The organism is Thermocrinis sp. (assembly GCF_036781485.1).
In the GTDB taxonomy this organism is placed as follows: domain Bacteria; phylum Aquificota; class Aquificia; order Aquificales; family Aquificaceae; genus Thermocrinis.
On record NZ_DAIQAX010000001.1, the window covers coordinates 246,954 to 270,451 of the forward strand.

The 23,498-nt window shown below is 43.5% G+C and carries 29 protein-coding genes and 1 tRNA gene; 18 read left to right on the forward strand and 12 right to left on the reverse strand.

All coding sequences use genetic code 11. The features are described 5' to 3' along the window. Window positions 1-11 precede the first annotated feature (11 nt). Both V7P40_RS01425 and rseP read left to right on the forward strand, forming a co-directional pair. Window positions 12-1,334, forward strand: coding sequence for a glutamate-5-semialdehyde dehydrogenase (locus tag V7P40_RS01425; protein WP_333784183.1), 1,323 nt, complete (start codon window positions 12-14; stop codon window positions 1,332-1,334). Then, on the forward strand, window positions 1,322-2,611 hold the full coding sequence (gene rseP / locus V7P40_RS01430; protein WP_333784184.1) for an RIP metalloprotease RseP: 1,290 nt from the start codon (window positions 1,322-1,324) through the stop codon (window positions 2,609-2,611). Before V7P40_RS01425 ends, rseP begins: the two co-directional genes overlap by 13 nt. On the opposite strand, the gene fsa is transcribed toward rseP, so the two are convergent. Continuing rightward, window positions 2,608-3,261 (reverse strand): fructose-6-phosphate aldolase, encoded by a 654-nt coding sequence (gene fsa, locus V7P40_RS01435; RefSeq protein ID WP_333784185.1) that lies wholly within the window; start codon window positions 3,259-3,261, stop codon window positions 2,608-2,610. The genes rseP and fsa overlap by 4 nt on opposite strands. An 18-nt stretch (window positions 3,262-3,279) precedes the next feature. Beyond that, entirely contained in the window at window positions 3,280-3,945 is a 666-nt protein-coding gene (locus V7P40_RS01440) for a thioredoxin family protein (protein WP_333784186.1), read from the reverse strand. 109 nt (window positions 3,946-4,054) lie between these two features. Here V7P40_RS01440 and pdxA point away from each other — a divergent pair, with 109 nt between their 5' ends. After that, complete coding sequence (gene pdxA / locus V7P40_RS01445) at window positions 4,055-5,032, forward strand: 4-hydroxythreonine-4-phosphate dehydrogenase PdxA (protein WP_333784187.1); 978 nt, start codon at window positions 4,055-4,057, stop codon at window positions 5,030-5,032. Here pdxA and V7P40_RS01450 read toward each other — a convergent pair. Continuing rightward, window positions 5,015-5,686: a YggS family pyridoxal phosphate-dependent enzyme gene (locus V7P40_RS01450; RefSeq protein WP_333784188.1), complete on the reverse strand. Its 672-nt coding sequence runs from the start codon at window positions 5,684-5,686 to the stop codon at window positions 5,015-5,017. The two genes, pdxA and V7P40_RS01450, sit on opposite strands and share 18 nt — an antisense overlap. A gap of 17 nt (window positions 5,687-5,703) precedes the next feature. Here V7P40_RS01450 and V7P40_RS01455 point away from each other — a divergent pair. The 6 genes from V7P40_RS01455 to V7P40_RS01480 all read left to right on the forward strand — a co-directional run bounded on the left by V7P40_RS01455 (window position 5,704) and on the right by V7P40_RS01480 (window position 9,781). Then, window positions 5,704-5,787: transfer RNA gene (locus V7P40_RS01455), tRNA-Leu, on the forward strand. 6 nt (window positions 5,788-5,793) lie between these two features. Next, on the forward strand, window positions 5,794-6,441 hold the full coding sequence (queC, locus tag V7P40_RS01460; RefSeq protein ID WP_333784189.1) for a 7-cyano-7-deazaguanine synthase QueC: 648 nt from the start codon (window positions 5,794-5,796) through the stop codon (window positions 6,439-6,441). 10 nt (window positions 6,442-6,451) lie between these two features. Further along, a complete protein-coding gene (purL, locus tag V7P40_RS01465) occupies window positions 6,452-8,680 on the forward strand; it encodes a phosphoribosylformylglycinamidine synthase subunit PurL (RefSeq protein ID WP_333784190.1) in 2,229 nt (742 codons plus the stop codon). After that, window positions 8,650-9,135 (forward strand): signal peptidase II, encoded by a 486-nt coding sequence (gene lspA / locus V7P40_RS01470; RefSeq protein WP_333784191.1) that lies wholly within the window; start codon window positions 8,650-8,652, stop codon window positions 9,133-9,135. The genes purL and lspA overlap by 31 nt, the downstream gene beginning before the upstream one ends. Window positions 9,136-9,140: 5 nt before the next feature. Next, on the forward strand, window positions 9,141-9,362 hold the full coding sequence (locus V7P40_RS01475; protein WP_333784192.1) for a hypothetical protein: 222 nt from the start codon (window positions 9,141-9,143) through the stop codon (window positions 9,360-9,362). After that, window positions 9,359-9,781, forward strand: a complete 423-nt coding sequence (locus V7P40_RS01480) for a lytic transglycosylase domain-containing protein (RefSeq protein WP_333784193.1) — start codon at window positions 9,359-9,361, stop codon at window positions 9,779-9,781. Before V7P40_RS01475 ends, V7P40_RS01480 begins: the two co-directional genes overlap by 4 nt. 4 nt (window positions 9,782-9,785) lie before the next feature. Here V7P40_RS01480 and V7P40_RS01485 read toward each other — a convergent pair whose 3' ends face one another. Genes V7P40_RS01485 through V7P40_RS01495 form a run of 3 tightly spaced genes read right to left on the reverse strand, consistent with a single transcriptional unit; the run spans window position 9,786 to window position 13,140 of the window. Continuing rightward, the gene (locus V7P40_RS01485) at window positions 9,786-10,433 is read right to left on the reverse strand and encodes a hypothetical protein (RefSeq protein ID WP_333784194.1); all 648 of its coding nucleotides are present in this window, start codon (window positions 10,431-10,433) and stop codon (window positions 9,786-9,788) included. Next, window positions 10,417-12,393: a type II secretion system secretin GspD gene (gene gspD, locus V7P40_RS01490; protein ID WP_333784195.1), complete on the reverse strand. Its 1,977-nt coding sequence runs from the start codon at window positions 12,391-12,393 to the stop codon at window positions 10,417-10,419. Before gspD ends, V7P40_RS01485 begins: the two co-directional genes overlap by 17 nt. After that, the gene (locus V7P40_RS01495; protein ID WP_333784196.1) at window positions 12,394-13,140 is read right to left on the reverse strand and encodes a PDZ domain-containing protein; all 747 of its coding nucleotides are present in this window, start codon (window positions 13,138-13,140) and stop codon (window positions 12,394-12,396) included. It lies immediately after the preceding gene. Window positions 13,141-13,191: 51 nt separating this feature from the next. On the opposite strand from V7P40_RS01495, the gene V7P40_RS01500 reads away from it, so the two are divergent. Genes V7P40_RS01500 through V7P40_RS01520 form a run of 5 tightly spaced genes read left to right on the forward strand, consistent with a single transcriptional unit; the run spans window position 13,192 to window position 17,461 of the window. Continuing rightward, complete coding sequence (locus V7P40_RS01500) at window positions 13,192-14,601, forward strand: GspE/PulE family protein (protein WP_333784197.1); 1,410 nt, start codon at window positions 13,192-13,194, stop codon at window positions 14,599-14,601. Beyond that, window positions 14,601-15,737 (forward strand): hypothetical protein, encoded by a 1,137-nt coding sequence (locus V7P40_RS01505; protein WP_333784198.1) that lies wholly within the window; start codon window positions 14,601-14,603, stop codon window positions 15,735-15,737. Before V7P40_RS01500 ends, V7P40_RS01505 begins: the two co-directional genes overlap by 1 nt. Continuing rightward, the gene (locus V7P40_RS01510; RefSeq protein ID WP_333784199.1) at window positions 15,734-16,132 is read left to right on the forward strand and encodes a hypothetical protein; all 399 of its coding nucleotides are present in this window, start codon (window positions 15,734-15,736) and stop codon (window positions 16,130-16,132) included. The genes V7P40_RS01505 and V7P40_RS01510 overlap by 4 nt, the downstream gene beginning before the upstream one ends. After that, entirely contained in the window at window positions 16,129-16,983 is an 855-nt protein-coding gene (locus V7P40_RS01515) for a type II secretion system protein GspK (RefSeq protein WP_333784200.1), read from the forward strand. The genes V7P40_RS01510 and V7P40_RS01515 overlap by 4 nt, the downstream gene beginning before the upstream one ends. Then, a complete protein-coding gene (locus V7P40_RS01520; protein ID WP_333784201.1) occupies window positions 16,940-17,461 on the forward strand; it encodes a CPBP family glutamic-type intramembrane protease in 522 nt (173 codons plus the stop codon). The genes V7P40_RS01515 and V7P40_RS01520 overlap by 44 nt, the downstream gene beginning before the upstream one ends. On the opposite strand, the gene V7P40_RS01525 is transcribed toward V7P40_RS01520, so the two are convergent. Genes V7P40_RS01525 through V7P40_RS01540 form a run of 4 tightly spaced genes read right to left on the reverse strand, consistent with a single transcriptional unit; the run spans window position 17,391 to window position 19,979 of the window. Beyond that, window positions 17,391-17,648 carry a hypothetical protein gene (locus tag V7P40_RS01525; protein ID WP_333784202.1) on the reverse strand — a complete coding sequence of 86 codons (258 nt, stop codon included), beginning with the start codon at window positions 17,646-17,648 and terminating at the stop codon, window positions 17,391-17,393. The two genes, V7P40_RS01520 and V7P40_RS01525, sit on opposite strands and share 71 nt — an antisense overlap. Continuing rightward, window positions 17,645-19,555, reverse strand: coding sequence for a S8 family serine peptidase (locus V7P40_RS01530; protein WP_333784203.1), 1,911 nt, complete (start codon window positions 19,553-19,555; stop codon window positions 17,645-17,647). The genes V7P40_RS01525 and V7P40_RS01530 overlap by 4 nt, the downstream gene beginning before the upstream one ends. A gap of 53 nt (window positions 19,556-19,608) precedes the next feature. Beyond that, window positions 19,609-19,758 (reverse strand): hypothetical protein, encoded by a 150-nt coding sequence (locus tag V7P40_RS01535; protein ID WP_333784204.1) that lies wholly within the window; start codon window positions 19,756-19,758, stop codon window positions 19,609-19,611. Between the two features lie 26 nt (window positions 19,759-19,784). Next, window positions 19,785-19,979 carry a hypothetical protein gene (locus V7P40_RS01540; protein WP_333784205.1) on the reverse strand — a complete coding sequence of 65 codons (195 nt, stop codon included), beginning with the start codon at window positions 19,977-19,979 and terminating at the stop codon, window positions 19,785-19,787. Between the two features lie 86 nt (window positions 19,980-20,065). On the opposite strand from V7P40_RS01540, the gene gspG reads away from it, so the two are divergent. The 4 genes from gspG to V7P40_RS01560 are packed head-to-tail and all read left to right on the forward strand — an operon-like array spanning window position 20,066 to window position 22,401. Next, on the forward strand, window positions 20,066-20,467 hold the full coding sequence (gene gspG / locus V7P40_RS01545) for a type II secretion system major pseudopilin GspG (protein ID WP_333784206.1): 402 nt from the start codon (window positions 20,066-20,068) through the stop codon (window positions 20,465-20,467). Next, window positions 20,451-20,732 carry a prepilin-type N-terminal cleavage/methylation domain-containing protein gene (locus V7P40_RS01550; RefSeq protein ID WP_333784207.1) on the forward strand — a complete coding sequence of 94 codons (282 nt, stop codon included), beginning with the start codon at window positions 20,451-20,453 and terminating at the stop codon, window positions 20,730-20,732. Before gspG ends, V7P40_RS01550 begins: the two co-directional genes overlap by 17 nt. Beyond that, window positions 20,729-21,211, forward strand: coding sequence for a prepilin-type N-terminal cleavage/methylation domain-containing protein (locus V7P40_RS01555; protein WP_333784208.1), 483 nt, complete (start codon window positions 20,729-20,731; stop codon window positions 21,209-21,211). Before V7P40_RS01550 ends, V7P40_RS01555 begins: the two co-directional genes overlap by 4 nt. Next, a complete protein-coding gene (locus tag V7P40_RS01560; protein ID WP_333784209.1) occupies window positions 21,208-22,401 on the forward strand; it encodes a type II secretion system F family protein in 1,194 nt (397 codons plus the stop codon). The genes V7P40_RS01555 and V7P40_RS01560 overlap by 4 nt, the downstream gene beginning before the upstream one ends. Here the strand turns inward: V7P40_RS01560 and trpA are convergent. Both trpA and V7P40_RS01570 read right to left on the reverse strand, forming a co-directional pair. Then, the gene (gene trpA, locus V7P40_RS01565; protein ID WP_333784210.1) at window positions 22,381-23,196 is read right to left on the reverse strand and encodes a tryptophan synthase subunit alpha; all 816 of its coding nucleotides are present in this window, start codon (window positions 23,194-23,196) and stop codon (window positions 22,381-22,383) included. The two genes, V7P40_RS01560 and trpA, sit on opposite strands and share 21 nt — an antisense overlap. Window positions 23,197-23,209: 13 nt before the next feature. Beyond that, window positions 23,210-23,498: DUF29 family protein (locus tag V7P40_RS01570; RefSeq protein ID WP_333784211.1), on the reverse strand; the 289-nt coding region annotated here is incomplete at its 5' end.

The window sequence follows — 23,498 nt, forward strand, 5'->3', positions numbered from 1 at the left end:
GGAGTTTTGCCATGGAGCTAAAAGTCTATGCCGAAGAAAAGGTAGATAGGGCAAGGAAGGTATTAAGGACCTTGAGCTCTATTCCTACGGAGGTAAAGAACAGAACCCTTTTAACCGCTGCGGAGCTTTTGGACAAAAAAAGGGACTACATAAAGGAGCAAAACAAAAAAGATGTGGAGTATGCCTTTGCTCAAGGTCTTTCTCCCGCTTTGATAGATAGGCTTGTTCTAAACGACAAAAGAATAGATGGTATGATAAAGGTGCTGAAGGATGTGGCAAGCCTTCCGGACCCTGTGGGAGAAATAACCCGTATGTGGACCCTTCCCAACGGCTTAAGGGTTGGAAGGATGAGGGTGCCTTTGGGCGTTATTTTTATAATCTACGAAGCAAGGCCCAACGTAACCATAGAGGCAGCTTCCCTTTGTATAAAGTCTTCCAACGCTGTAATACTCAGGGGTGGAAAGGAAGCTATAAACTCAAACAGGGCGCTTGTGGAACTGTTAAGAGAAGCTTCAGTTAAAGAGGGGTTTCCGGAAGAAGCTATTCAGTTTATAGACAGACCGGAAAGGGAAATAGTTTGGGAAATTCTTAAGATGGAGGGTAAGGTGGACGTAGCTATTCCAAGGGGTGGGGAAAGTTTAATTAGGGCGGTGGCAGAAAACGCAAGGGTGCCGGTTATAAAGCACTACAAAGGGGTTTGCAACATATACGTAGACGAAGAGGCGGACTTAGAAAAGGCTTATCACATAGTTTATAACGCAAAGGTTCAAAGGCCATCCGTCTGCAATGCGGTAGAGAACCTGATAATCCACAGAAACATTCTCAACAGCTTTCTTCCAAAAATGGCTTACATACTTGGAAGGGCTGGAGTGGAATTAAGGTGCGATGAAGAAAGCTTAAAGGTAATAAAATCCCATCCAAAGCTTGACTTTGTAAAGGCTGTTCCCGCAACGGAGGAGGATTACTACGAAGAGTTCTTAGACTTAATACTTGCCATAAAGGTGGTGGGCAGTTTGGACGAAGCCATAGAGTTTATAGAAAAGTATGGTTCAAAGCACTCAGACGCCATAATAACTGAAAACTACACAAAGGCTATGAAGTTCCTTGCAGAAGTAGATTCCGCTGCGGTTTATGTTAATGCATCTACAAGATTTACCGACGGCAACGAGTTTGGGCTTGGGGCAGAGATGGGTATATCTACAGACAAGATACACGCAAGGGGTCCAATGGCTTTGGAAGAGCTGACAATACAAAAGTTTGTAATACTTGGCAACGGGCAACTTAGGGATAACTTTAGAATACCTGACGAGATTATTGCGGAATGGAATACTTAATAGCTTTTTTAGTCCTCATAGGTGTTTTGATTTGGTTTCATGAGCTTGGACACTTCTTGTTTGCCAAGCTTTTTGGCGTAAAGGTGGAAGTTTTTTCCATAGGCTTTGGTCCTGTGCTCTTAAAAAAGCGGTATGGAGAGACTGAATATAGGCTCTCAGCCATACCCTTGGGTGGATTTGTAAAGCTTTACGGTGAAGAGGACAACTTAGCGGATCCAAAAGCTTTCTCTTCTAAGCCCAATTGGCAGAAAATACTGATAGCCTTTGCGGGATCATTCTTTAACTTTATTCTGGCAGTTCTTGTCTTTTGGTTTTTGGGCTTATTGGGCAAAGAGGTTCCAAAGTATGCTTTAGAAAAACCTGTGGTAGGGTATGTGCAAGAAAATAGCTTGGCTGAGAAATTGGGTATAAGGGAAGGGGACTTGGTGCTTTCCATAAACGGAAAGGAAGTTAAAACGTGGAAAGAGTTAGAGGAAAGAATGCTAAGAGAGATCTTTGCCAGGACCATAACTGTAGAGGTTCTCAGAGATGGCAAAGTTGTAGTTTTGAAGGGAAATCTGGACGTTAAAAATCCAAGAGCCTTTGGTGCAGAGCCTACTATAGAGCCTGTTATTGGTGGTGTGTTAGAAGGAAGCCCTGCCCATCAGGTGGGTATAAGAAAGGGGGACAAAATACTAAGCATAAACGGAGTTGAGGTTAAAACTTGGCAAGAATCGGTAAAGCTCATAAGGTCCTCTGAGAAGATAAACCTAAGAATAGAAAGGGATGGGCTAGAAAAAGAATTAACGATCATTCCTATGAAAGATCCAAAAACCAACCTTTCCGTGATAGGTGTGATGCCGCACATAGGAACTGTAAAACTAAAACAAGGAGTTTATGAATCCTTAGTTGCCAGTGTGGAAAAGATCGTTCTTCTTTCTGGGCTAACCTTAAAGGCTGTGTGGAGTATGATAACGGGCACTTTGTCTCCTACAAACTTGGGAGGACCCATAGCCATAGCTCAGTTGGCAGGGCAGTCTGCCCAGCAGGGAATAATCCCTTACTTAAACTTGTTAGCCTTTATCTCTGTTCAATTAGCCATATTCAACCTTCTTCCACTTCCTATGTTAGATGGAGGTCTGATAGTTTTGTTCTTTATTGAGATGTTGAGGAGAAAACCACTCTCTGTTAAGTTCAAAGAAGCCTGGCAAAAAACAGGCTTAGCCATAATAATAGCCCTCTCCCTATTTGTGATAATAAATGACTTTATCAGGCTTTTCTCTGGGAAGAAGTTTTAGAAAGGTTTTCCTGGCACTTTCTCCCAGTCCTTGAGGAATAGCTCTATGCCCTTATCCGTTAGTGGGTGTTGGAATAGCTTTTTCATTACCTCAAAGGGCATGGTGCATATATCCGCTCCTATGAGAGCCGCCTCCACCACGTGCATTGGATGTCTCACGCTTGCTACAATTATCTCAGTGTCGTATTCATAGTTGTCAAATATAGTTTTTATGTCTCTTATTATCCTCATACCGTCGTTTGACGCGTCATCTAACCTACCTATGAAGGGTGAAACATACGTAGCTCCAGCCTTTGCAGCTATGAGGGCTTGGGATGGGGAAAACACCAAGGTAACATTAACCGGTATGCCTTCCGATTCCAGCTCCTGCACCGCTTTAATGCCTTCCGGAGTCATGGGGATCTTTACTACCACATTGTCGCCAAGCTCCGCAAGCTTTCTGCCTTCTTCAATCATGCCCTTTGCATCCCTTGACACCGTCTCTAAGCTTACCGGTCCATCCACCAACTGCAGAATTTCCTTTGCCACTTCCAAAAAGGGCCTACCTGTCTTTGCTATAAGGCTTGGATTGGTGGTAACACCATCCAAAATACCCCACTCTAAGGCTTGCTTTATCTCTTCCACATTTCCTGTGTCTAAGAAGAACTGCATGGAAGAACCTCCTAATTTTTAGTTTGCTCTTTTTAGTTTTTCGTAGGCAGAGACCAAGTATCCCAAAAAGGCATTCTCTGGCTGAGCTCCTACAAACTCCGCCAAACCTCTGTTTATAACTATTTTTGGCACACCCACCACCTGATACAGCTCTGCAAGGTCCATGTTTTCTCCTGCATCTACGATGATCGCACTTACATAATCGCTTGCCATTGCAAAGTTCATGGCTGTTATAGCTGCAGCAGGGCAGTATCCACAACTCGTGGTCACAAAAACCATAATTTCCATAGGCAGGTCTATGGTTTGGAGTATCTCTACAGTCCTATCGCTCAGCTTTGGTCTTCTTTTGGAAACTTGGATGATGCCGTTTATAAGCGTGGAAAACTCAAGACCTGCAGGAAGTCCTATATATCTTATGCCATAGTCTTTATCTCCCTCTATGACCAATGTGGGCACCCGCTCTATTTTGTATGCTTCCGCTACAGCCCTGTCTATCAGGGGCGAGTAAAATTCAAGCTTTAACTTATCCGAAGATAGGCTCCCAACCTCTTTGAGAAGTTTCTCTGCGGTTGGACACGTCTCACAACCTATAGCTTGACTAAAGAGTTTAACCTTTACCTCGTTTTCAAGCTCCTTTTCAAACAGGTCTCTCAGTTGGGTTCTAACTTCCAGATTTAATAACATTTAAAGATCCTCCTACGAAATATAATTATAAACTTAAATACGTTGGGTGAGAAATTAGGAAAAGGGTAAATTATCTTGTTAGAAAAGCATCGGGGAGACAGGGTATCTAATGGTTAAAATAGGTATCACCATAGGAGATCCAGCGGGTATAGGACCGGAGCTAATAGTTCGCTTGACGGAACACTTTGATAAGGACAAGGCTTATATCATATACGGAGAAGGAAAAGTCTTAAAAGCCTGTGCAAGGGAGTTAGGCAGAAGCTTTGAAGCGGATTTGATAAACTCTCCAGAAGAGGCTAAAAACCCAGGTGTTTATCTAATTGACCTAAATGTCTGTGAAGTGGAAAAGCCCGAACCTTCATTTACTTCTGGTAAGGTGGCAGTGGCCTACTTGGGAAGGGTGGCAGTGGATGCGGTTCATGGAAAAATAGATGGTCTTATTACCATGCCTATAAACAAGTTTTGGGCAAGGCTGGTCGGTTTTTCCTACGAAGGACAGACAGAATTTTTAGTCCAGGCCTTTGGTGTTAGAAAATACGCCATGCTGATGTACTCTGAGAAGATAAAAGTAGCTTTACTTTCAACCCACCTTTCTTTGAAAGAAGCCATAGAAAAGGTTACCAAACAAAACATTGTCAGTAAGGTGAAGCTTATAGCTGAGGAGTATGAAAGATGGTTTGGCGTGAACTCCACCATTGGAATACTTGGCTTGAACCCCCATGCGGGAGAAGGTGGAACAATAGGAGAGGAGGAAGTAAAAGAAATAATGCCTGCAGTGGAAGAACTAAAAGCTGAGGGTTATAGAGTTGAAGGCCCCCTTCCTCCGGATTCAGCCTTTCTGAGAAGAGACCTTGATTTGTTTTTCTGCATGTATCACGACCAGGGGTTAATACCCTTTAAGCTTTTGGCTTTTAAAGAGGGAGTTAACATGACTCTTGGTATCCCCTTTCCAAGAACTTCTCCAGACCACGGCACAGCTTACGATATTGCGTGGAAAGGCATAGCGGACCTTTCTCCTTCTTTACATGCCCTAAAGCTGTGTGAGAAGCTTGCAACAGTTAAAAAAACTTCACAAAAACAAAGCTGAACCTATTCTTATTATGGTCGTACCTTCCTCTATAGCCACTTCAAAGTCGTTGGACATGCCCATAGAAAGGTGGGGAAGCTTAACCTTATAGGCTTCTTCTAACTTTTCTTTTAACTCTCTTAGCCTCGCAAAGTATGGTCTTACTTTTTCTGGGTCTTCCTCGTAGGGGGGTATGGCCATCAGCCCAAGGACTTTTATGTTTTTGAGGTTTAAGCAGTACTCAAAAAGTTTCTTTAGCTCTTCTGGGCTTACTCCACCCTTTGTTTCCTCTCCACCTAAATTGACCTCTATGAGCACCTCTTGAACCTTTTGTATCTTTTCTGCTCTTTTGTTTATCTCCTCGGCAAGAGCTGGTCTATCTACAGAATGGATAAGAGAAACCTTGTCTATGATGTATTTGACTTTGTTTGTCTGAAGGTTTCCTATGAAGTGCCAGTCTATGGGTAGGTCTTTTAGAATTTCCAGTTTCTTTAAAAAATCCTGCGCCCTACTTTCTCCAAAGACCTTAACACCACATTGATAAGCCTGTCTTATCTTTTCGGCGTCCGCATACTTGGATGCTCCAAGAAGGATTATTTCTTCTCTTTTTCTTCCTGCCCTCTGGCAGGCTCTAAAAATACTCTCTTCTATCCTTTGAACATTCTGGCAGACCACATTATAATTATATTTCAGCCGGAGTGGCGGAACTGGCAGACGCGGGAGACTCAAAATCTCCTGCCCGCAAGGGCGTGGGGGTTCGAGTCCCTCCTCCGGCATAAAAAATGAAAAGCATAATAGTCCTACTTTCCGGTGGAATAGACAGCGCAGTTCTGCTCTGGCTTGCAAAGAGAGAATACGATAGAGTTTTGGCTCTTTCCTTTGATTATGGACAAAAACACAAAGTTGAGTTAAAGTATGCAAGGGAGCTGGCAAAGATTGCAGGGGTAGAGCACCTAATCGTAGAATTGCCCTCCCTTAAGGGGATAAAAGGTTCAGCCCTTTTGGAGGGTGGTCCGGAGGTGCCCTCTGAAGAGTACCACAAAGACACTCCACCTATAACTACTGTTCCTATGAGAAACCTGATCTTTTTAGCCATAGCGGGGGCTTATGCAGACGCTTACGAGATTGACACCATAGGCATTGCGGTTCATTCTTTGGACTCTCCCTATCCAGACTGTAGGCCGGAGTTTATAAGTGCTGCAGAGAGTGCATTGACCTGTGGTTCCACTTTGAGTGCAAAGAGGAAAGTAAGACTTAAAGTTTATGCACCCTTTTTGGGTATGACAAAAAGGGATATCGTTAGTTTGGGTATGTCTTTGTGTGTGCCTTTTGAAAAGACTTACTCCTGCTACAGAGGAACTGAGCCTCCCTGCGGAGAGTGTGCCACCTGCAGGCAAAGGGAAGAAGCTTTAAGAAGCATTCTGTTATAATAACACCTTGGTGGTTGAAGTATATAAGCTTCACGGTCTTTCTGAACAAGAGTACAAAAGCATTGTTGAAAAGCTCGGCAGGGAGCCAAATCAAGTGGAGCTTGGCATTTTGGGAGCCCTTTGGTCAGAACATTGCTCTTACAAGTCCTCGAAGAGACTTTTAAAGCTTTTTCCTACCCAAGGTGAGCACGTTATTCAAGGACCTGGAGAAAACGCAGGAGTAGTTAAGCTTGACGATCAGGTTTGGCTTGCCTTTAAAATAGAAAGCCACAACCATCCTTCTTTTATAGAGCCCTTCAACGGTTCCGCAACAGGGGTGGGAGGAATAATAAGGGACGTTCTTTCAATGGGTGCCCGTCCTATTGCTTTGATGGACTCTCTGCGCTTTGGTTTTCCGTTGGACGCAAAGACAAGGTATATAGTCAAAGGAGTGGTAAAAGGTATTTCTCATTATGGGAACTCCATAGGTGTTCCCACGGTGGGTGGGGAAACCTTTTTTGAAGAGTGTTATAAGACAAATCCGCTTGTGAATGCCTTCTGTCTTGGAATTATACCTGCGGGCAGAATGCTTAGGGCGAGGGGCACAAAGGCAGGCCAACTGCTATTTCTTATAGGCTCTTCTACTGGTAGAGACGGCATTCACGGAGCGGTTATGGCTTCTGGTGAGTTTGGAGAAGACACGGAAAGCAAAAGACCAAACGTCCAAGTAGGGGACCCATACTTTGGAAAAAAGCTGATAGAGGCGATAATGAGGATAGTAGAGGAGGGCCTTATTGTTGGTATGCAGGACTTAGGCGCTGCTGGTTTGGCAGGCGCATCTTCAGAACTTGCCAACAAGTCCAAAATGGGTGTAGAGCTATATTTAGAAAAGGTTCCCCTCAGAGAACAAGGTATGACACCTTACGAAATACTCCTTTCAGAAAGTCAAGAAAGAATGCTTTTGGTGGTAGAAAAAGAAAAGGTGGAAAGGCTCAAAGAATTAGCCAAAGAGTTTCATCTGGAGGGGGAAGTAGTGGGAAAATTGACGGAAGATGGCATTTTTAGAGCTTACTTTAACGGAGAGCTTGTAGCGGAGCTTCCGGTAAGTCTGATAACCGAAGAGGCACCCGTCTATCAAAGGCCAAGTAAAGAACCAGATTACATAAAGAACCTGAGAGCTTTCAACGAGGATGAGCTAAAGGAAGCAGACCTAAGGGAAGCCCTTTACAAGCTTTTGTCTTCTCCCAACGTGTGTTCAAAGGAGTGGATATACAGTCAGTATGATTATCAGGTGGGGACCAATACGGTCTTGGTGCCCGGAGCAGACAGTGCCATTTTAAGGGTCAAGTGGGTAGTCTATCCTGAGCTAAAAAGTGAAAAACTCATAGCTTTGAGCTGTGAAGGAAACGGCAGGATGGTCTTTCTGAACCCTTACGAAGGGGGAAAATATCTAATTGCGGAAGTGCTTAGAAACCTTGCCTGCGTTGGCGCAAAACCCTTAGGAATAACTGACTGCTTAAACTTTGGAAATCCAGAAAGACCGGAAATTATGTGGCAGTTGGAAAAGGCAGTAAGCGGAATGGCTGACGCTTGTAAGTATTTTGGTGTGCCAGTAGTTAGCGGAAACGTATCTCTCTACAACGAAACTGTGGAAAGTAAAGAGATAAGAAACGTATATCCCACACCCATAGTGGTTGCGGTGGGTTCCATTGAAGGAAAAACTTTTGTATCCCACAGGTTTGAAAAGCCGGGAAGCTTGATCTTTTTGATAGGAGACCTAAGAAGAAAGCTCAGTTTAGGTGGTAGCGAATACCTAAAAGTGGTTCATGGAATAGTGGCTGGTGATGTGCCAGTGGTGGATCTAAAGAAGGAAAAAGCCCTGCAAGAGGTGCTTATAAAACTCATAGAGGAACACATTGTCCTTTCTGCCCACGACGTATCCACAGGAGGACTTTTGATAGCTTTGCTGGAGTGTGTTTTTGGCACAGGGTTTGGGCTTGAGCTTAATATATACACGGAGGAAAGGCTTGATAGGTTTTTCTTTTCCGAAAGTCCCACAAGGGTTGTTGTAAGTGTGGAGAAAGGCAAGGAAGAACTCCTAAAGAACGCTGTAGAAGAGTCTGGCTTAGACTGGATGCTTTTGGGAAAGATAAAGGAAGAGTCAGAGCTTTCTGTAAAGATTTATGAAGAGCTAATCCTAAGGGAAAAGGTTGAAGACTTAGAAAGAGTATGGAGAGAATACTTAACCAACACGCTTTGATATACTTGGCTTTTCTCTCTACTGTTTTCCTTTTGGACCTATTCACGAAACATTTGGCCGAATCTTTCATAAAGGAAGATATTCAAGTTCTGCCTTTTCTAAAGCTGGTGCTTGTGTATAACAAGGGCGTTGCCTTTGGACTGCTTTCTGATGCTCCAGATTGGTTAAGGATACTAGTATTGCTCGGGGTCCCACCCATTGCAATAGTTTTTACTTTTTTCTACACAGTCAAGAGTAGAGATTGGCTTGTATCCCTGTCTATGGGTGCCATAGGTGGTGGGGCGCTTGGAAACTTTTACGACAGACTAATCCTTGGTGAGGTTAGAGATTTTATATACTTCTCTTACGGAAAGTTTTCTTATCCAGCCTTCAACGTGGCGGATTCTATGATATCCATAGGGATTGTTTTGTTTCTGCTAAGAGAAACCCTTTTTAAAAGGTATCGGTTAAATTAATTTTCATGGAGTGGACGCAATCCTTGCTAAACAAAAGGATAGATGACACAAGCAAGAGGATTGACGATACTAACAGGAGGATTGATGACTTGAGAGGAGAATTTATGGAGTTCCGTAAAGAAGTAAAGGGAGAGTTTGAGAAGCTCCGTAAGGAAGTGAAGGAAGAGCTCAGGGAAATTCGTGTCCTTCTTTACAAAGTTCTTGAAGTGCCTGAAAAGAAGGAATGAAAGCAATAGCCTTCCTTTTGCTTTTATCTACCTCTTCCCTTGCCTTCTATCACTGCTTTTTTGATGCGGGCAAAAGGTATGGAGTGGATCCTTACCTTCTGGTTGCTATTGCCAGCGTGGAAAGTGGTTTTAACCCAAGGGCAATAAACCGCAACAAAAACGGTAGCGTAGATTACGGTATTATGCAGATAAACTCCCACTGGCTCAAAAAGTATAAGATCCCCACCGAATGGATCTGGGAACCCTGCTACAACATACACTTTGGCGCTATGGTTCTTAAAAGGTGTATGGATGCAAAGGGAGGAAACGTAAAGCTTACGATAGATTGCTACAACAAAGGAGACAAAGCAAAGGAAAACAGCGAGTATGTGATAAAGGTTTATAAAAAGCACGCCAGATTGTTGAGGATGGTGGAGTAGGGCATTACCTGGCAAATTCAAGGGAGGGACTATTTAAAGTGCCAGATAAAAGCATAGTCATACCACTTCCCACAAGCTTGCCGTTTATGGAAGAGCTAAGAGGGTTTTGTTTGTTGAAGGAGATAACCCCATCGCCCAAGAAGGTTAAACCAGCAGTTTTTGCCTCCACGCTGAACGCATTTCCCTTAAAGTTTAAACTAAGCTCGTTCAAACTAAGGTCTTTGAGTTTTACGTTTGTAAGCTCTAAGCTACCCTTTACTCCCTCTGCTATCCGGAGGTCTAAGGACCTTACCTGTGCATTTTTAATACAACCAAGGTCTTTCCCCTTGGCGACGATCTCTTTATTGAGATATAGCTTTATCTGAAAGCTACCACCTGCACACTGTCCGCTTAGCAAAAGATAAAAGGTCCCCAAAGACAGCTCCAAACTTTCAAAATCACCAAGTTTAAAGTCCTTTATATAGATCTGAGCTTTCTTTAGTCTTAGGCTAAGCATCCTTTCTGTCACTTCTTCAGCCATAACGTAGATGTGGTTTTTCAAAAGAATTCTGTCAAGTATTAGAAACTTAGGAAGAGTGGCAAAAACGAGAAAAAGACTAAAAAAAAAGAAAAGTAAGCCCAACAGGATGGTTTGCTTAATACTGCTCTTCATCTTCCTGTTTCTTCTTTTCCTGAAGCAGGTTTTTTAGCTCTTCGGCTAGCTTTTGATGTTCTTGGGTGATGCGCGAAAGCTCTTCTGCACTTTCTATAACATATGGTGTAAGAAATATGAAGAGAGAGACCTTGTCTTCGGATTTGACCTCTCTTCTGAAGAGCCATCCAAGAACTGGAATATCCTGAAGACCGGGCACGCCTTCTTTGGTGTTTAGAGCCTTTGTGCTTACAAGCCCACCAAGGATTATAGTTTGCCCGTTTTCTACCACCACCTCAGAGTTTAGTTGTCTGTTTGAGGTTACTGGTATGGCATAGCTCAGCGTTCCTATCTGAGGCCTAAGAAAGTCTATTATCTCCTGTACGCTTAGGTTTATCAAAAGTCTTAGGTCTTTTTCGGATATGGTAGGTGTTACGCTAAGGTTTAATCCCACCTCTTTGTAATCGTAGGTTATTACCGGCTGTCCGTTTATGTCAAACTTTACTCCGGAGGCAAAGGGAATTACTTGACCCACCTTTATGACCGCCTCCTGGTTGTCAAGGGTTAGCACCTTTGGGTTTGACACTATGTTAAAACCACTACCTTTTTCTAAAAGAGAAAACAGAAGCACCAAGTCTGGGAAAAACAGGGAAGTCCCACCTACGGTTATAGTTCTACCCGCTTTACTTAACGCACCTATCACAAAGTTTCCGGATATTATGGCGCTATAGACGTCCTGAAGGCTTGAACCACCAAACGCTCCTCCACCGTGGGTGCCAAAGATCTGCCACCTTACCCCCAACTCCAAAGCCTTACTCGTGCTCATTTCCACCACAGTAGCTGCTATCAAAACCTGCTTCCTTTTTACGTCTATCTTTTCTATAAAAACCTTTAAACTTTCATACTCCTGAGGTGTGGCGTAGATTATTACGGAGTTTGTCCCCCTGTCAAAGCCGATCCTTACACCTTCTTTGGTTTCTATGGTAGTCAAAGGAGTTGGCTGTGGTTTTTGTGGTTCTTCCCTTCTTAGAGGCGTTTCTGGACCTCTGAGGTCAATGGATGTTCTTCCTGGCTCTTGAGTTTGAACAGGGGTGGTTGGAGAAACTTCCCTGAAAAGGGTTTGAATACTCTTGTATAGCTCTTCTGCGGAGATATGCTTTAGCTTTATAAGGTAAAAGCTTCTTTCTAAGGGTCCCAAGCTTTCCCTGTCTAAGGTTTCTATAAACTCCTTTGCTATACTTTGTGTTTTTTCATTTGCCACTACTACTACGGAGTTGCTGTCTTTGTTAAAGGTTATGAAAACGGGGGTGCCAAAGTGCTGTTGTAAGGCAGAGGCTATAGTTTGTAGGCTTTGAAAAACACTTTCCGCTTTTGCCCTTTCTAATTTGTAGATCTTAACGCTTATTGCTCTTTCAGGAGAATCAAGCTCTTTCAGAAGGGATTTTAAACTCTCTATGTTCCTTGCTATATCTGCGATTAGGATGGAGTTGGAAGGGGGATGGACCGCAATCTTTGCTGTAGCGGATAAAAACGGTTGGATAGCCTGTTGAAGTTGGACTGCCTGAGCGTTCTGTGCGGTGTATATGTATATTACTATCTCTCCCAAAGTTGATGGTTTTTTTAGTTCTGCAAGGGACACTGCCTTTTGCAGAGGTAGGATCTTTACGAAGTTTGTTTCTTCCACCGCACCATAGCCTTGCAAAGAAAGGGCTAAAAGGAATATCTCCCAAGCTTCCTTTACGCTAACCGGCTTTGCTGAGCTCACGGTGATGGTTCCCTTCACGCTTGGGTCCAAAAGTATGTTTTTTCCCGTAAGTTCAGACATAAACTTGACCACGAGAGATATGTCCGCATCCTGAAAGTTTAAGAATACTTTACCGGTTTTTCTTTGCTGTTGAGCTGTTTTTTGTAGATCCTCACCAGTCTGAGCGTAAGCGGAGAAGGAAAGGACAATCAACAAGAGACATAAAAACCTAACCATTCATTCAACCCTTACTAAAAGTTCTACAGATTTACCCTCTCTAATTAAGTTGATTTTAAAACTGCTTTCATTTCTCAAAACTTGAAGGATCCTAAAAGCATCTTCCCCACTTCTTATAGACTGATTGTTTATACTCACCAGCACGTCCCCTGGGCTTATACCTATCTTAGAAAATATGCTATTTGGATCTATCCATTCAAAGAGAAAACCAACCGTTCTTCCATTCTCAACGTAGGGCACAAGCCTTATCTGTCTAAACATTATACCCGGGTCTGCGGTAATGCTTTCTATCTCTCTCTTTTGAATAACAGACTGAAGAGTGCTGACAGGACTCTGAATAGAAACCATCCCTTCCGCTTTTGCGCTCGCACTTGCAAAACTAAACCCCACAGCCTTCGTCTCTTGACCCTTTGAAAGGAGTATGTAGTTTCTCTCTATCTTAGACACCCTGTAGTTCCCTATCTGACTACCAACTCTAACAACCTTTGTCTCCCCACCTGTATTTACAAGAGCCATATTTACGCTTCCCGAAACTGTGGCTAACAGGGTTATATTCAGTGGCTTTTCTTCTTTGACCTCTTCCCTTTTAAAAAGAAAGCTAAGGTCTGCAACTTTTGGCTTTTCCACCCTTAGGGTGGGAATGAACGCCAGCCTTTGACTAAAGGTGAGATTGAAGTAGAAAAACAAAGGCAGGGCAAAGGAACAGACAAAAACAAGGAAGAAATAAGTCAGTATGTTTATATTCATGACAATTTAGCATTATAATGCGTCGGGTAGGAAATCGTATAATTAATAACAATGGACATTCTAAAAACCTATAAGCTCATACCCATAGAAGAAACTGAAAGCAGTATAAAGCTTTTGGCTCCAAAGGGGTATAATAGTTTCCTTTTGGAGGAGATAAGGTTTATTTCTGGTAAAGAAGTAGATGTGGTCTTTGTGGAAAATGAGGAATTTACCGCAGAACTGCAGAAAAGGTTAGCCCAAGAGGAGGTTATTATAGAAAGCGCAGAGGGAGAAGGTGAGGGACCAAAGGACATACTCCTTGAGGAAGACAAAAGCCCTGCGGTTAGCTTTGTCAATTCCACACTCATAAAGGCGGTTACCCTTTCTGCATCAGACATACACATAGAGCCTTATCAGGACGGTTCTTACGTTAGGTTCAGACTTGACGGAGTGCTACACGATTATATGAGCATTCCTCTGTCCCTACACGACGCTGTGGTCTCAAGGATAAAGGTTTTGGCAAACCTAAACGTGGCAGAAAGAAGGGTCCCACAGGATGGGAAGATAAGGGTAAAGATAGGGGGCAGAGAGCTGGACATAAGGGTTTCTGTGGTGCCCACCGTCTTTGGGGAGAGGGTAGTTCTGAGGCTCCTTGATAGGTCCTCCACCATGCTTACCCTTGAAGACCTTGGATTATTTGCGGAAGACTTGGAGAAAGTAAAAAGGCTTGCAAAGAAGCCTTACGGAATTGTGCTGGCAACGGGACCCACAGGCTCAGGAAAGAGCACAACCCTTTACGCCATGCTCTTGCAGATAAAGAGTCCAGAGAGAAACATAATAACCATAGAGGACCCTCCCGAGTATCAGGTAAAGGGCATAAGTCAGATTCAGGTAAATCCTAAGGTGGGACTGACCTTTGCCAGTGGGCTAAGAGCAATTCTGAGACAAGACCCGGATGTTATAATGGTGGGTGAAATAAGGGACAGCGAGACCGCAGAGATTGCAGTTCATGCAGCCCTTACGGGACACTTGGTGCTTTCTACCCTCCACACCAACGACGCACCTTCCGCCATAGCAAGGCTTGCAGACCTTGGCATAGAACCCTTTCTGATAGCCTCTTCCTTGGAAGGAGTAATAGCCCAAAGGCTTGTAAGAAAGATCTGTCCAAACTGTAAGGTGAGCTACAGACCATCGGAAGAAGAGTTAAGAGAGCTTGGACTAAGTGGGGAATATACCTTTTACAAAGGGGTAGGCTGTGATGAGTGTATGGGAGCGGGCTACAGGGGAAGGACGGGCTTGTTTGAAGTTTTAGAGCTTGACCAAGAGCTAAAGCAGTTTATCTTAAGAACTCAAGACGCCAACGCCATAAGAAGGCTTGCCAAGGAAAGGGGCTTTAAGGACATGCTGGAGGACGGAGTTAGAAAGGTGCTCATGGGCATCACCACATCCGAAGAGCTAATAAGAGCCATAAAGGTAGAGTGATGGTTTATACGGGCGTAGATGGAAAAAAGGTTTTCAGCATAAGGACAAACCCTATTACCAAAAGGTGGGCTATTACCAGTAAGGCAGGTAAAAAAATATGCGTCGTGCCATCGGACCTTTGCTTTGTCAAGATAGAAAAAGCCTTTACCCAAAAGCTGAGCCAGCTAAAAGGCTATTATCAGATTGAGGTTTCAGAAAAGTTTGGAAAGGTAAAGTGGGACTTGTCTTTGCACAAAGGAGATGCCATAGTGGGGGTTTATAAAAACTTCAATCCGGAAGGTTGCGACGGTGTGGATTTGGAGATTTTCTCCTTAGCCAGAGTGCTAAGGCTTTTGGGAGTAGATGGCTATGTGCTTGACTTGGGAAGGAGAAAAACTACCCTCGTAAGGGTAGAGAAGGGTGTGCTAAAAGAATACAGGGTTCTTCTGAGGGGTGGAGATTACCTTAGCAGTCTGGCAAACCCAGAAAAGCCAGAAGAGGGAGAAAAACTAAAAAAAGAGAAAGGTTTACAGCTAAAGGAAGTCTATGAAGGATTCAAAAAACTTTTAGAAGTCTTAGACCTGCAAGAAGGAGCGGTATTGCTCAGCGGTGGTGGTGCCAAACTGAAGGGCATAAAGGACTTTTTCAAAAAGACTATAGAAAATCCATACTGTGAGCCAACGCACACCAGCGCCTTTGGGGCAAGTCTCAGGTCTGTTGTCAAAACACCTTACCCTGACTTTGTAGAAAGAGAGCTTTCTGAAAGGGAGCTGAAGGTCCTTGGAACTGCGCTTTTGGGAGGGCTTGTCCTTTTTGGGCTTTCTTACCTTGGACTGGAGAGGCTCTGGTCTGTGGATGGGCTAAGGGAAAGGGAAAAGGCAGAGTTTAGAAAGGTTTTTCCCAACGCACCAACCACCGCACTCAGGGAGCAAGTCCTTTCAAAGGCGACAAAGGAAGACCCCTTCCAGCTCACCTCCAAACTTTCACAGCTCTCATCCCAACTAAGAGAAGGCATAAAGCTATACTCCATAGATTTTTCCGAGGGCACCCTTCTCATTAAAGGGGAAGGAGAGGAAAACATTGTAAGACAACTAAAAACCAAGGCGGTAAAGAAAACGCCTTTGGGCACAGTAGAGTTTGAGTTGGAGGTAAGATGAGCCTAAGAAAGAGGGATATAGCAGTAGGTTTGTTTTTGTTGTATTTCCTGCTTGCTTACCTTTTTCTCAGCAAGTATTACGACCTTAGGGCTCAGTATTACAAAGACTATCTTAGGCACAAGGAGATTATGTTTCTTATGGCAAACTACGTCCATACAAAAAGGGAACAGCCAACGGAAGATCTTATAAGGGAGATCTTTTCCTCTCGCGGAGTGGATTTTAAGTCTTTCAAGCAAGTAGAAACGGGCTACGAGGTGTGGGGAACAAACCTGAAGGGAGAAAAGCTATCCGATCTTATTTACGCCATAGAGGAAAGGGGAATAAGGATCGTAAAGCTAAGGGCAGTGGATAACACAGGTCAGGGTATGTTTGAGGTTTATATGCTCCTAAGATGATTGCCATACTTGCCCTGTTTGTGTTTTTGTTTTCTACTTACTACGTTTTGGACGCATACTACACCGTCAAATCTACCCAAAGGACGGTGGAGGAAATTTACTTCAAAATACAGTCAAGCTATGCATTTTTGCACGTTCTTCCCTTTGTAATAGAAACCATAAAAAGGGATGAGCCGTCCTTTGATAGCCTTCAGGACAGTTGGGCTAACCCTATGGTTTTTAGAAGCGAAAGGGGGGAGATCAGCGTATCCATCTACGACGAAGAGAGGTTTTTGAACCTAAACTTTGTGGATGACGGAAATTACGGAAAGTTTTTTGAAAGGCTTTTGAAGGTCCTTGCCATAGACCCTGCCTACAAAAAAGCTTTGCTTGTTTGGATGGGAAAGCAGGAGGGCTTTTTGGAAACAGACTCTCCCATAAAAAGGGCACCCTTAGACTCAAAGGAAGAGCTATATTGGATAGGCTTTAAAAGGGAGGACCTACTTGGAAAACAGCTTGGAGAAAATTTCTACCCGGGACTTTTGAGCCTTACCACAGTTCATTCTAAGGGAAAGATAAACGTAAACACCGCCAACGCTTACATACTTATGGCTTTGGACCAAAGGATAGACCAAACCCTCGCAAGCAAGATCATAGAAAGAAGAAGCAGAGAACCTTTCAAAAAGCCCGAAGACCTCCTTATGGTAGAGGGCATGACCCTTGATATACTTTATGCAATAAGGGACCTGATAGACACAAAAAGCTCAACCTTTCACATACTGATGGAGCTAAAAGTTGGAGAAAGGAAGGCAAGCTTTGAAGCGGTTTATGACAGATCTGCTGATAAGATCCTGTATAAAAAAATACTCTGAGCTTTTGCTCTATTGCGCTCTTATCCTTCTTTTGGCACTACACAAAGCCTTTGCTTTTCCAAACCTTTCTCTATTTATTCTCTTGTCTCCTTTGCTTTTCAAAGATTTTAAACTCTTAGACAGGTGGTCCCTTCTGTGGCTTTTTATTCCCCTTGCATACTTTATGGGATACAAGCCTTACGAAGTTTTAAACTTAAGTCTTTCTGCCTTTGCGGAAGAGCTTTTCTTTAGAGCTTACCTGATGCAGAGGTATTCAAACTTAGCGGTCTCCTTTATGTTTGTCCTTCCCCACCTTCTGCTAAACCCAAGCCTTAATGCTCTGCTTACCTTCTTCCCTTCGCTGATCTTTGGATACGCATACAGACTAACCAATTCTTTGAGTTTTGTCTCCTTTTTACACTTTTGGTCTAACGCTGTTTATCTAAGGGCTTTAGCTTTATGGGACTTTCCACGTATCTTACACACTCCTCTTTTTTGATGCTTTCAAGTTCCCTTTGGTTCAAGGTAACCACCAAAACGTCTCCAACCTCAGCCTTTACCCTATACTTTTTCTTTATCTTTTGGGCGCACTCTTTATCCTTAACCAAAACCTTGTAGTCTTGCTCAGGTTCAGAGGTCATAGCACATGAAAAAAGGAGGAGGACAAAAACCCCAAAAGCTTTCATCTCCACTCTTTCCTTACGAGCCTTCTTAGCCAAAGGAAAGCCACAAGCACAAGCACCGGCAGTGTGGAGAAGGAACCCTGCGCCATGCTACAACCACCACCTCCACCACCTCCACCCACATCGGAACCACCAGAACCTCCACCACCTCCACCACCACCCCCATCACCACCTGAGCTTGGAATCGAAGCAAGGAAAGCCTTTCCGTAGCCGTATACGTTGTTTGGAAGCGTTCCTGTGAAATCGTCAGAAAGTGCTTGAGAAGTTAAGATTCCTCTTACTTCATCCACAGTTAAGTTAGGATTGCTTTCCAAAATGAGCGCTACTAAACCAGCTACCACCGGGGCAGCCATAGAAGTGCCTGCCTTTGTGATGTATTGGATGGTCCCTGCAAGAGGACCAAGCACAAAGTAGCCGGGAGCCACCACATCCGGTTTTATCCTTCCATCTCTGGTTGGTCCACGGGAAGAGAAGTAGGCGATCTTACCTAAGTCTGTAAAACTCCTGAAGTCTGTAGAACTCCACCTTGAGGTTAGAGCACCTACGGTTATAACATGCGGAGATGTGCCGGGCACAGCAACCGTTCCAAGATAGCCACCAAGACCGTCTTCTAAAAAGAAGTTGGTAAATTCACTGTTTCTAGATAAGTATAGGTCTGCCCTTGGCGTTCCGCTAACTGGCGTGAGCTTTAGCGTGAGATTTCCAGTGCAATTAAACGAAACTGTGAACCTTCCATCTCCGTTCAAAGGATGGCTTGATGTGGTGTTATCAATCTCCACATTACATCCTCCCACACTTCCGCTTGCTTTAGACCCTGGGTTTGCAGACAGACAACCACCAGAGCTATTACAAAACTCAACCCTAAGCGTGCCGTTTTTATACCAGCCGTCCACTATATCCCCTGTGGACGAGTTAATCCCTACGGAAGTTGTGGATGAAATACTGTTTAGCTTTGCGTGAATCTTTCTGTGGCCCTCGTTCCCAGCTGACACAACAACAACAAAACCTTTCCCAGAGTATCGAGCAATCTCTTTTTCTAAAAAACTTGTGCCGTCATGAGGTCCAAAATGTCCCCCTAAGGACATATTCACCACCATAGGTCTGTTAAGGGCATCCTTTTTCCTCTTCAAGTATTCCAAACCCAAGATGATGTCTGTATCCTCAAGGTTTGTGCGCACCACTATAAGCTCCGCATCCTTTGCGATGTAAGATGCTATACCAGCCACATGGGTGCCATGTCCATCGTAATCCTCGTTGCACCTTCCCTGCCTTATAAACTGCTCTATTTGGGTTTTTGTGTATTCGGTGTTTGTGCTTGGCTCATAAAAGTATAGGATTTTGGAAGAGCCGTCCGGTTTTCTAAAGGCTGGGTGGCACCAGTCTATACCTGTATCTATCACCCCTATTATCACATTCCTTCCGGTCTTTCCGGTGTTTGCCGCACCAGTACCTATGTAATAGGCAGGAATGGAAAAGTCTGAGCGCTGTAAGTTTCTGCCAAAGGACTGGACTATTAATCTCCAGTCTGTGGTGGAAGAAACATTTATGCTTAAATTCCCGTCAGAGCATGTTAGATTTTCCAAGCTTCCAGAACAGCTCCCAGAAAAGCTAACATTAGCCCCAAGGTGAAGTATGGAAAGTCTTTGTCCGTTGTATGTTCTTACGCTAATGCTTTGATTGGAAGAGCCCCTCAAAGCAACAGAGGAGGAGTAGGCAACATCGTCCAGAAGATTCAGCTTTATTGGTTTTTCTACGTAAATAACATCCCCTCTGGCCTTTAGAGAACTCAGAGGAACCTTTCTTGTGTCTACAACTTGAACCCTTCCATCGCTGTATAAAACTTTTACGTATCTTTCTTGGGAAAGGGAAGACCCAAGAAATAAAAGAAGTAGTACAATAAAAAAGCCCATGTGTTCTAACTCCCCGGTTTTTTATTATAAAACAAAGGGACTTCCTCCTTCCGTCATACTGCTTTTAGCCTCCTCCGTTGGAGATGGTAATAGATGATCTTTAAGTATCCTCTTATAACAAACTCCCTTAGTATTTCTTTTGGTAGTTCTACGAGCATGTTTTCGTCTGTGTTAAAACCAAGACAGGTTAGGTCTAAATTCACCAAATATCTGTTTAGCTGATCCTTTATTATTGAGAAAGGGTACTGTTTGCAAGATAGGGTTTTTCTTGGCCAAGGGTGCATCCAACGTTTGGATCTAGATAGGTGCAATAGCCGTTGTCCTTCTCTATTTTGTAAAATATGTTTATGTCCTTTACAAGCCTATCCCCCTCCACTTTGGAAACCACAAAGGATATGGGAAAGTGCTTGTAGAGTATGGGCACCTCGGACAGTACTATTTTAAGTCTTTGTGCTTTACCGTGTCCAAAAGCGCGGCTTATTTCAGGTTTAGGGTTTAAAATAATCAAGGATGAAAAAGGGCTTTACTCTCATTGAGCTTTTGGTGGTTATAGTCATTCTTGGAATACTTGCGGCTATTGTGGTGCCAAGGATCACAGGAAGGGTGGATGAGGCAAAGGTGGAGGCAACAAAGGTTCAGATGAAAGCTATAAAAGACAGCCTTGAGCAGTATAAGCTTGACAACGGCTTTTATCCAACAACCGAGCAGGGGCTAAGGGCTTTGGTGGAAAAGCCAAACACTCCTCCCGTGCCCAACAGATGGAGGCAATATTTGGACAAGCTTCCAAAGGATGCGTGGGGCAACGATTTTATTTACATATCTCCGGGTGTGCAAAGACCCTTTGAGCTTAGGTCCTTTGGTCCAGACGGAAGGGAAGGCACAGAAGACGACATAGATGTTTGGAACCTGTAAAGGCTTTACGCTTGTGGAGGTTTTGGTCGCTTTAACGGTTTTGGCTATAGGCTTTGGTGTGCTCTTTGAACTCTTAGCAAACGCCCAAAGGGAATATCAACTTTCAAAAAAGCTTTACGAAGACGTGATCTTTTTGAGCAACTCAGTCATACAGAACAAGTTTGATAGCATAGAAGTTAAAGAAAAAAATCTGAAGGACTATCCCAACATAAAGGAGGTAGAGCTTAAATACCGCAGTGCGGTAATATACATCTACAAAAGATGAAAAAAGCCTTTACGCTTGTTGAGGTTCTTGTTGTCCTTTTATTGCTTGGTTTGCTCTTTGGTCTTTTGTCTTACGTTTTAAAGTCTGGCACAGAAAGCTCTCTTTTCGTGGTGGAAAGCAGTCAGAGACTAAGGGATGAGTCTTTGCTTGTTTGGAACATTCAAAGAAAGCTGATGTCCGCAAAGGACGCCTACATGGAAGAGGACAAGCTGTTTTTACACACCTATGCGGGGGACTACTACGAAGGCATGGTCAAGTGCGCCTACATATTCAAAGATGGCATCCTTTACTACTACGAGTTTCCTTACCCTTACGGTAGTATAAACTTCTACGAAGAGGAAAAGCTCATAAAACTGGCAAAGTTTAAGTCCTTTTCTTTTCTTGCAGAAAATGCGGGCACTACTCAAAAGAGCTTTAAAGGTTTGCCCGAAAAATACCGTATAATCATAGAAGACAGAGAATACGTCTTAAAGCCGTGAAGAAAGTAAAGATATACAAAGGCATAGACCAGTTTGGGAACTTAAGAAGCGGTAAAATAGAAGTGCCAGAAGGAGTTTCCGCTTACGAAGTTCTGACCTCTCAGGGCATAAAGCCCATAAAGATAGAAGAGCCTACCAAAAGCTTTTGGAAGAAAGAAATCTTTAGGAGAAAGCCCTCCCAAGAAGACTTAGCTTTTGTTTTGACCCAGCTGTCGCTTTTGCTTTCTTCCGGATTGAACCTTTTAAAAGCCCTCGAGACCGCAAGCCAACAGGTAGAAGACAGAAGAATAAAACAAGCTTTACTTTCCGTAAAGGAAGCCATAGAGAAAGGAGAACCTATACACACAGCCTTTGAAAAGGGAGAGATCTTTCCAGAGTTTATCTTAGAAATGTTAAAGACTGCAGAGAGGGGAGAAAACTTAGAAAAGGTTTTGGACATTGGAGGAGAGTTTTTGCGTAGAATGTCCGAGGTTAGGGCAAAGGTTTTTTCCTCTTTAACTTACCCTGCCTTTGTTATAGTCTTTAGTTTTCTTTCTGTGCTTTTGGTGGTTAAGTTTGTGATCCCAAAGGTCGCCAGTGTGCTAAGCGGTTTGGGAAAGGAACTACCGCTAATAACAAAAATTCTTCTTTTCTTTTCAAACCTTCTTGGCTATGCCTTTTACCTTTTACCCCTTGCCCTCGTGCTTTTGCTCCTCAGAAGAAGATTAATAAGTAAGGAGAGCTTAGACAGATACTTTTTGAAGATCCCCATATTTGGAAAAGTTTCCTTTTACTTTCAGCTTTCAAGGTTTGCGGGAAGTCTGAGGATGGCTCTCTTTTCTGGCATACCTATGGTCAGAGCCCTCTCTTTGAGCATAGGCAGTATAACCAACGAATATATCAGAAAAAAGCTGGAAGACTTGCCGGAACAGGTAGCAAAGGGCAAAAGCCTTTCGGAACTTCTAAGGTCCAAAGAAGTTTTCCCTCCACTCTTTGTTAGTCTTTTGGCAGTGGGCGAAAAGAGCGGAGAGCTGGAAAGGTCCCTTTCCCTTTTGGAGAGGGTCTACGACCAGCAAGCCATGAGGGTTATAAACCTTTGGCTAAGATTGGCTGAGCCTATTGCCATGCTGGTTATAGGTATTCTCGTAGCCTTTGTGGTGCTAAGCGTGATCTTACCAATCTCTGAAATATCAGGGGGAGTAAGAAGGTGATAGCATGCTTTCTTTTAGCTCCCTGACTTTTTCTGCCAACTCCTCAAACTTTCTTTCTCCACAGAGTTTAACGAGGGCGCTTCCGACCACCACACCGTCAGACATCGTAGCTATTTCTTTTGCCTGCTCTCCCTTTGACACTCCAAACCCAACCACCACAGGCTTTTTACACACCCTTCTGTAAAGACTTAGATTTTTCCTTAGCCTTTCTAAGGGCAGTTTTTCCCTTTCCCCCGTGGTTCCAGTTAAAGAAACAAAGTAAGTTAGCTCATCTGTGTATTGACATATGAGTTTAAGCCTTCTTTCGGTGCTTGTGGGAGAAGCCAAAAGCACCAAAGCCATAGATTCTTTTTCGCATACCTTTTTTAACTCTTCGCATTCTTCTGGCGGAAGGTCTGGCACGATAAAGCCGTCTATGCCGTTGTCCTTTGCGAGCTTTACAAACCTCTCAAGCCCGATCCTAAATATGGGATTGTAGTAAGTCATCAGAAGAAAGGGCACATCTTTGAACTCTTCCTTTAAAAGACTTGAAGCCTTAAAAACATCCTTAGACTTTATACCGTTGCTTAGGGCTACCTCGTGAGCCCTTTGAATTTTAGGACCATCCGCCACAGGGTCAGAAAAGGGAAAGCCTATCTCCAAAATATCCGTGCCTTCCCGGAGTACAACTCTAAAGGCTTCCAAAGAGTCCTCAAAGGTAGGATAGCCCACCATAAGGTAAGAAACCAAAGCCTTTGCACCGCTTTTTTGTAAGCCTCTTAGCTTTTGTATCAACCTTCCCCTGCCGTTTTCCATGGCATATTACAGTTTATTCTATCCAAGGTTCATACTCAAGCAGTTGTTCAAAGGTGTATGGACACTTGCTTGGAAAGTCTTTTTCCGTTGGTAGCCTTCCAAAAAACTTCCTTGCTAAAGCTATATTCTCTGGATATTTGAACCAAGCTATGAGCCTTTTTACTGCTATCCTCCAGCTTTTTTCTAACTCTTGCTGAGCTTTTCCTCTTAAGGAAGGGCTTTCATCAAACATAAGCTCCAACCCCTCCCTTGCGTTTATTATGCTTTTTATCCAACTGTTTCCCATCTCTTGGCTAATTTTG

What these genes read in the sequence shown, in the direction of transcription:
- V7P40_RS01425 (WP_333784183.1), top strand. Translation starts at nt 12, where the DNA reads ATGGAGCTAAAAGTCTATGCCGAAGAAAAGGTAGATAGGGCAAGGAAG.
- rseP (WP_333784184.1), top strand. Translation starts at nt 1,322, where the DNA reads ATGGAATACTTAATAGCTTTTTTAGTCCTCATAGGTGTTTTGATTTGG.
- fsa (WP_333784185.1), bottom strand. Translation starts at nt 3,261, where the DNA reads ATGCAGTTCTTCTTAGACACAGGAAATGTGGAAGAGATAAAGCAAGCC.
- V7P40_RS01440 (WP_333784186.1), bottom strand. Translation starts at nt 3,945, where the DNA reads ATGTTATTAAATCTGGAAGTTAGAACCCAACTGAGAGACCTGTTTGAA.
- pdxA (WP_333784187.1), top strand. Translation starts at nt 4,055, where the DNA reads ATGGTTAAAATAGGTATCACCATAGGAGATCCAGCGGGTATAGGACCG.
- queC (WP_333784189.1), top strand. Translation starts at nt 5,794, where the DNA reads ATGAAAAGCATAATAGTCCTACTTTCCGGTGGAATAGACAGCGCAGTT.
- lspA (WP_333784191.1), top strand. Translation starts at nt 8,650, where the DNA reads ATGGAGAGAATACTTAACCAACACGCTTTGATATACTTGGCTTTTCTC.
- V7P40_RS01475 (WP_333784192.1), top strand. Translation starts at nt 9,141, where the DNA reads ATGGAGTGGACGCAATCCTTGCTAAACAAAAGGATAGATGACACAAGC.
- V7P40_RS01480 (WP_333784193.1), top strand. Translation starts at nt 9,359, where the DNA reads ATGAAAGCAATAGCCTTCCTTTTGCTTTTATCTACCTCTTCCCTTGCC.
- V7P40_RS01485 (WP_333784194.1), bottom strand. Translation starts at nt 10,433, where the DNA reads ATGAAGAGCAGTATTAAGCAAACCATCCTGTTGGGCTTACTTTTCTTT.
- gspD (WP_333784195.1), bottom strand. Translation starts at nt 12,393, where the DNA reads ATGGTTAGGTTTTTATGTCTCTTGTTGATTGTCCTTTCCTTCTCCGCT.
- V7P40_RS01495 (WP_333784196.1), bottom strand. Translation starts at nt 13,140, where the DNA reads ATGAATATAAACATACTGACTTATTTCTTCCTTGTTTTTGTCTGTTCC.
- V7P40_RS01500 (WP_333784197.1), top strand. Translation starts at nt 13,192, where the DNA reads ATGGACATTCTAAAAACCTATAAGCTCATACCCATAGAAGAAACTGAA.
- V7P40_RS01505 (WP_333784198.1), top strand. Translation starts at nt 14,601, where the DNA reads ATGGTTTATACGGGCGTAGATGGAAAAAAGGTTTTCAGCATAAGGACA.
- V7P40_RS01510 (WP_333784199.1), top strand. Translation starts at nt 15,734, where the DNA reads ATGAGCCTAAGAAAGAGGGATATAGCAGTAGGTTTGTTTTTGTTGTAT.
- V7P40_RS01515 (WP_333784200.1), top strand. Translation starts at nt 16,129, where the DNA reads ATGATTGCCATACTTGCCCTGTTTGTGTTTTTGTTTTCTACTTACTAC.
- V7P40_RS01520 (WP_333784201.1), top strand. Translation starts at nt 16,940, where the DNA reads ATGACAGATCTGCTGATAAGATCCTGTATAAAAAAATACTCTGAGCTT.
- V7P40_RS01525 (WP_333784202.1), bottom strand. Translation starts at nt 17,648, where the DNA reads ATGAAAGCTTTTGGGGTTTTTGTCCTCCTCCTTTTTTCATGTGCTATG.
- V7P40_RS01530 (WP_333784203.1), bottom strand. Translation starts at nt 19,555, where the DNA reads ATGGGCTTTTTTATTGTACTACTTCTTTTATTTCTTGGGTCTTCCCTT.
- gspG (WP_333784206.1), top strand. Translation starts at nt 20,066, where the DNA reads ATGAAAAAGGGCTTTACTCTCATTGAGCTTTTGGTGGTTATAGTCATT.
- V7P40_RS01550 (WP_333784207.1), top strand. Translation starts at nt 20,451, where the DNA reads ATGTTTGGAACCTGTAAAGGCTTTACGCTTGTGGAGGTTTTGGTCGCT.
- V7P40_RS01555 (WP_333784208.1), top strand. Translation starts at nt 20,729, where the DNA reads ATGAAAAAAGCCTTTACGCTTGTTGAGGTTCTTGTTGTCCTTTTATTG.
- trpA (WP_333784210.1), bottom strand. Translation starts at nt 23,196, where the DNA reads ATGGAAAACGGCAGGGGAAGGTTGATACAAAAGCTAAGAGGCTTACAA.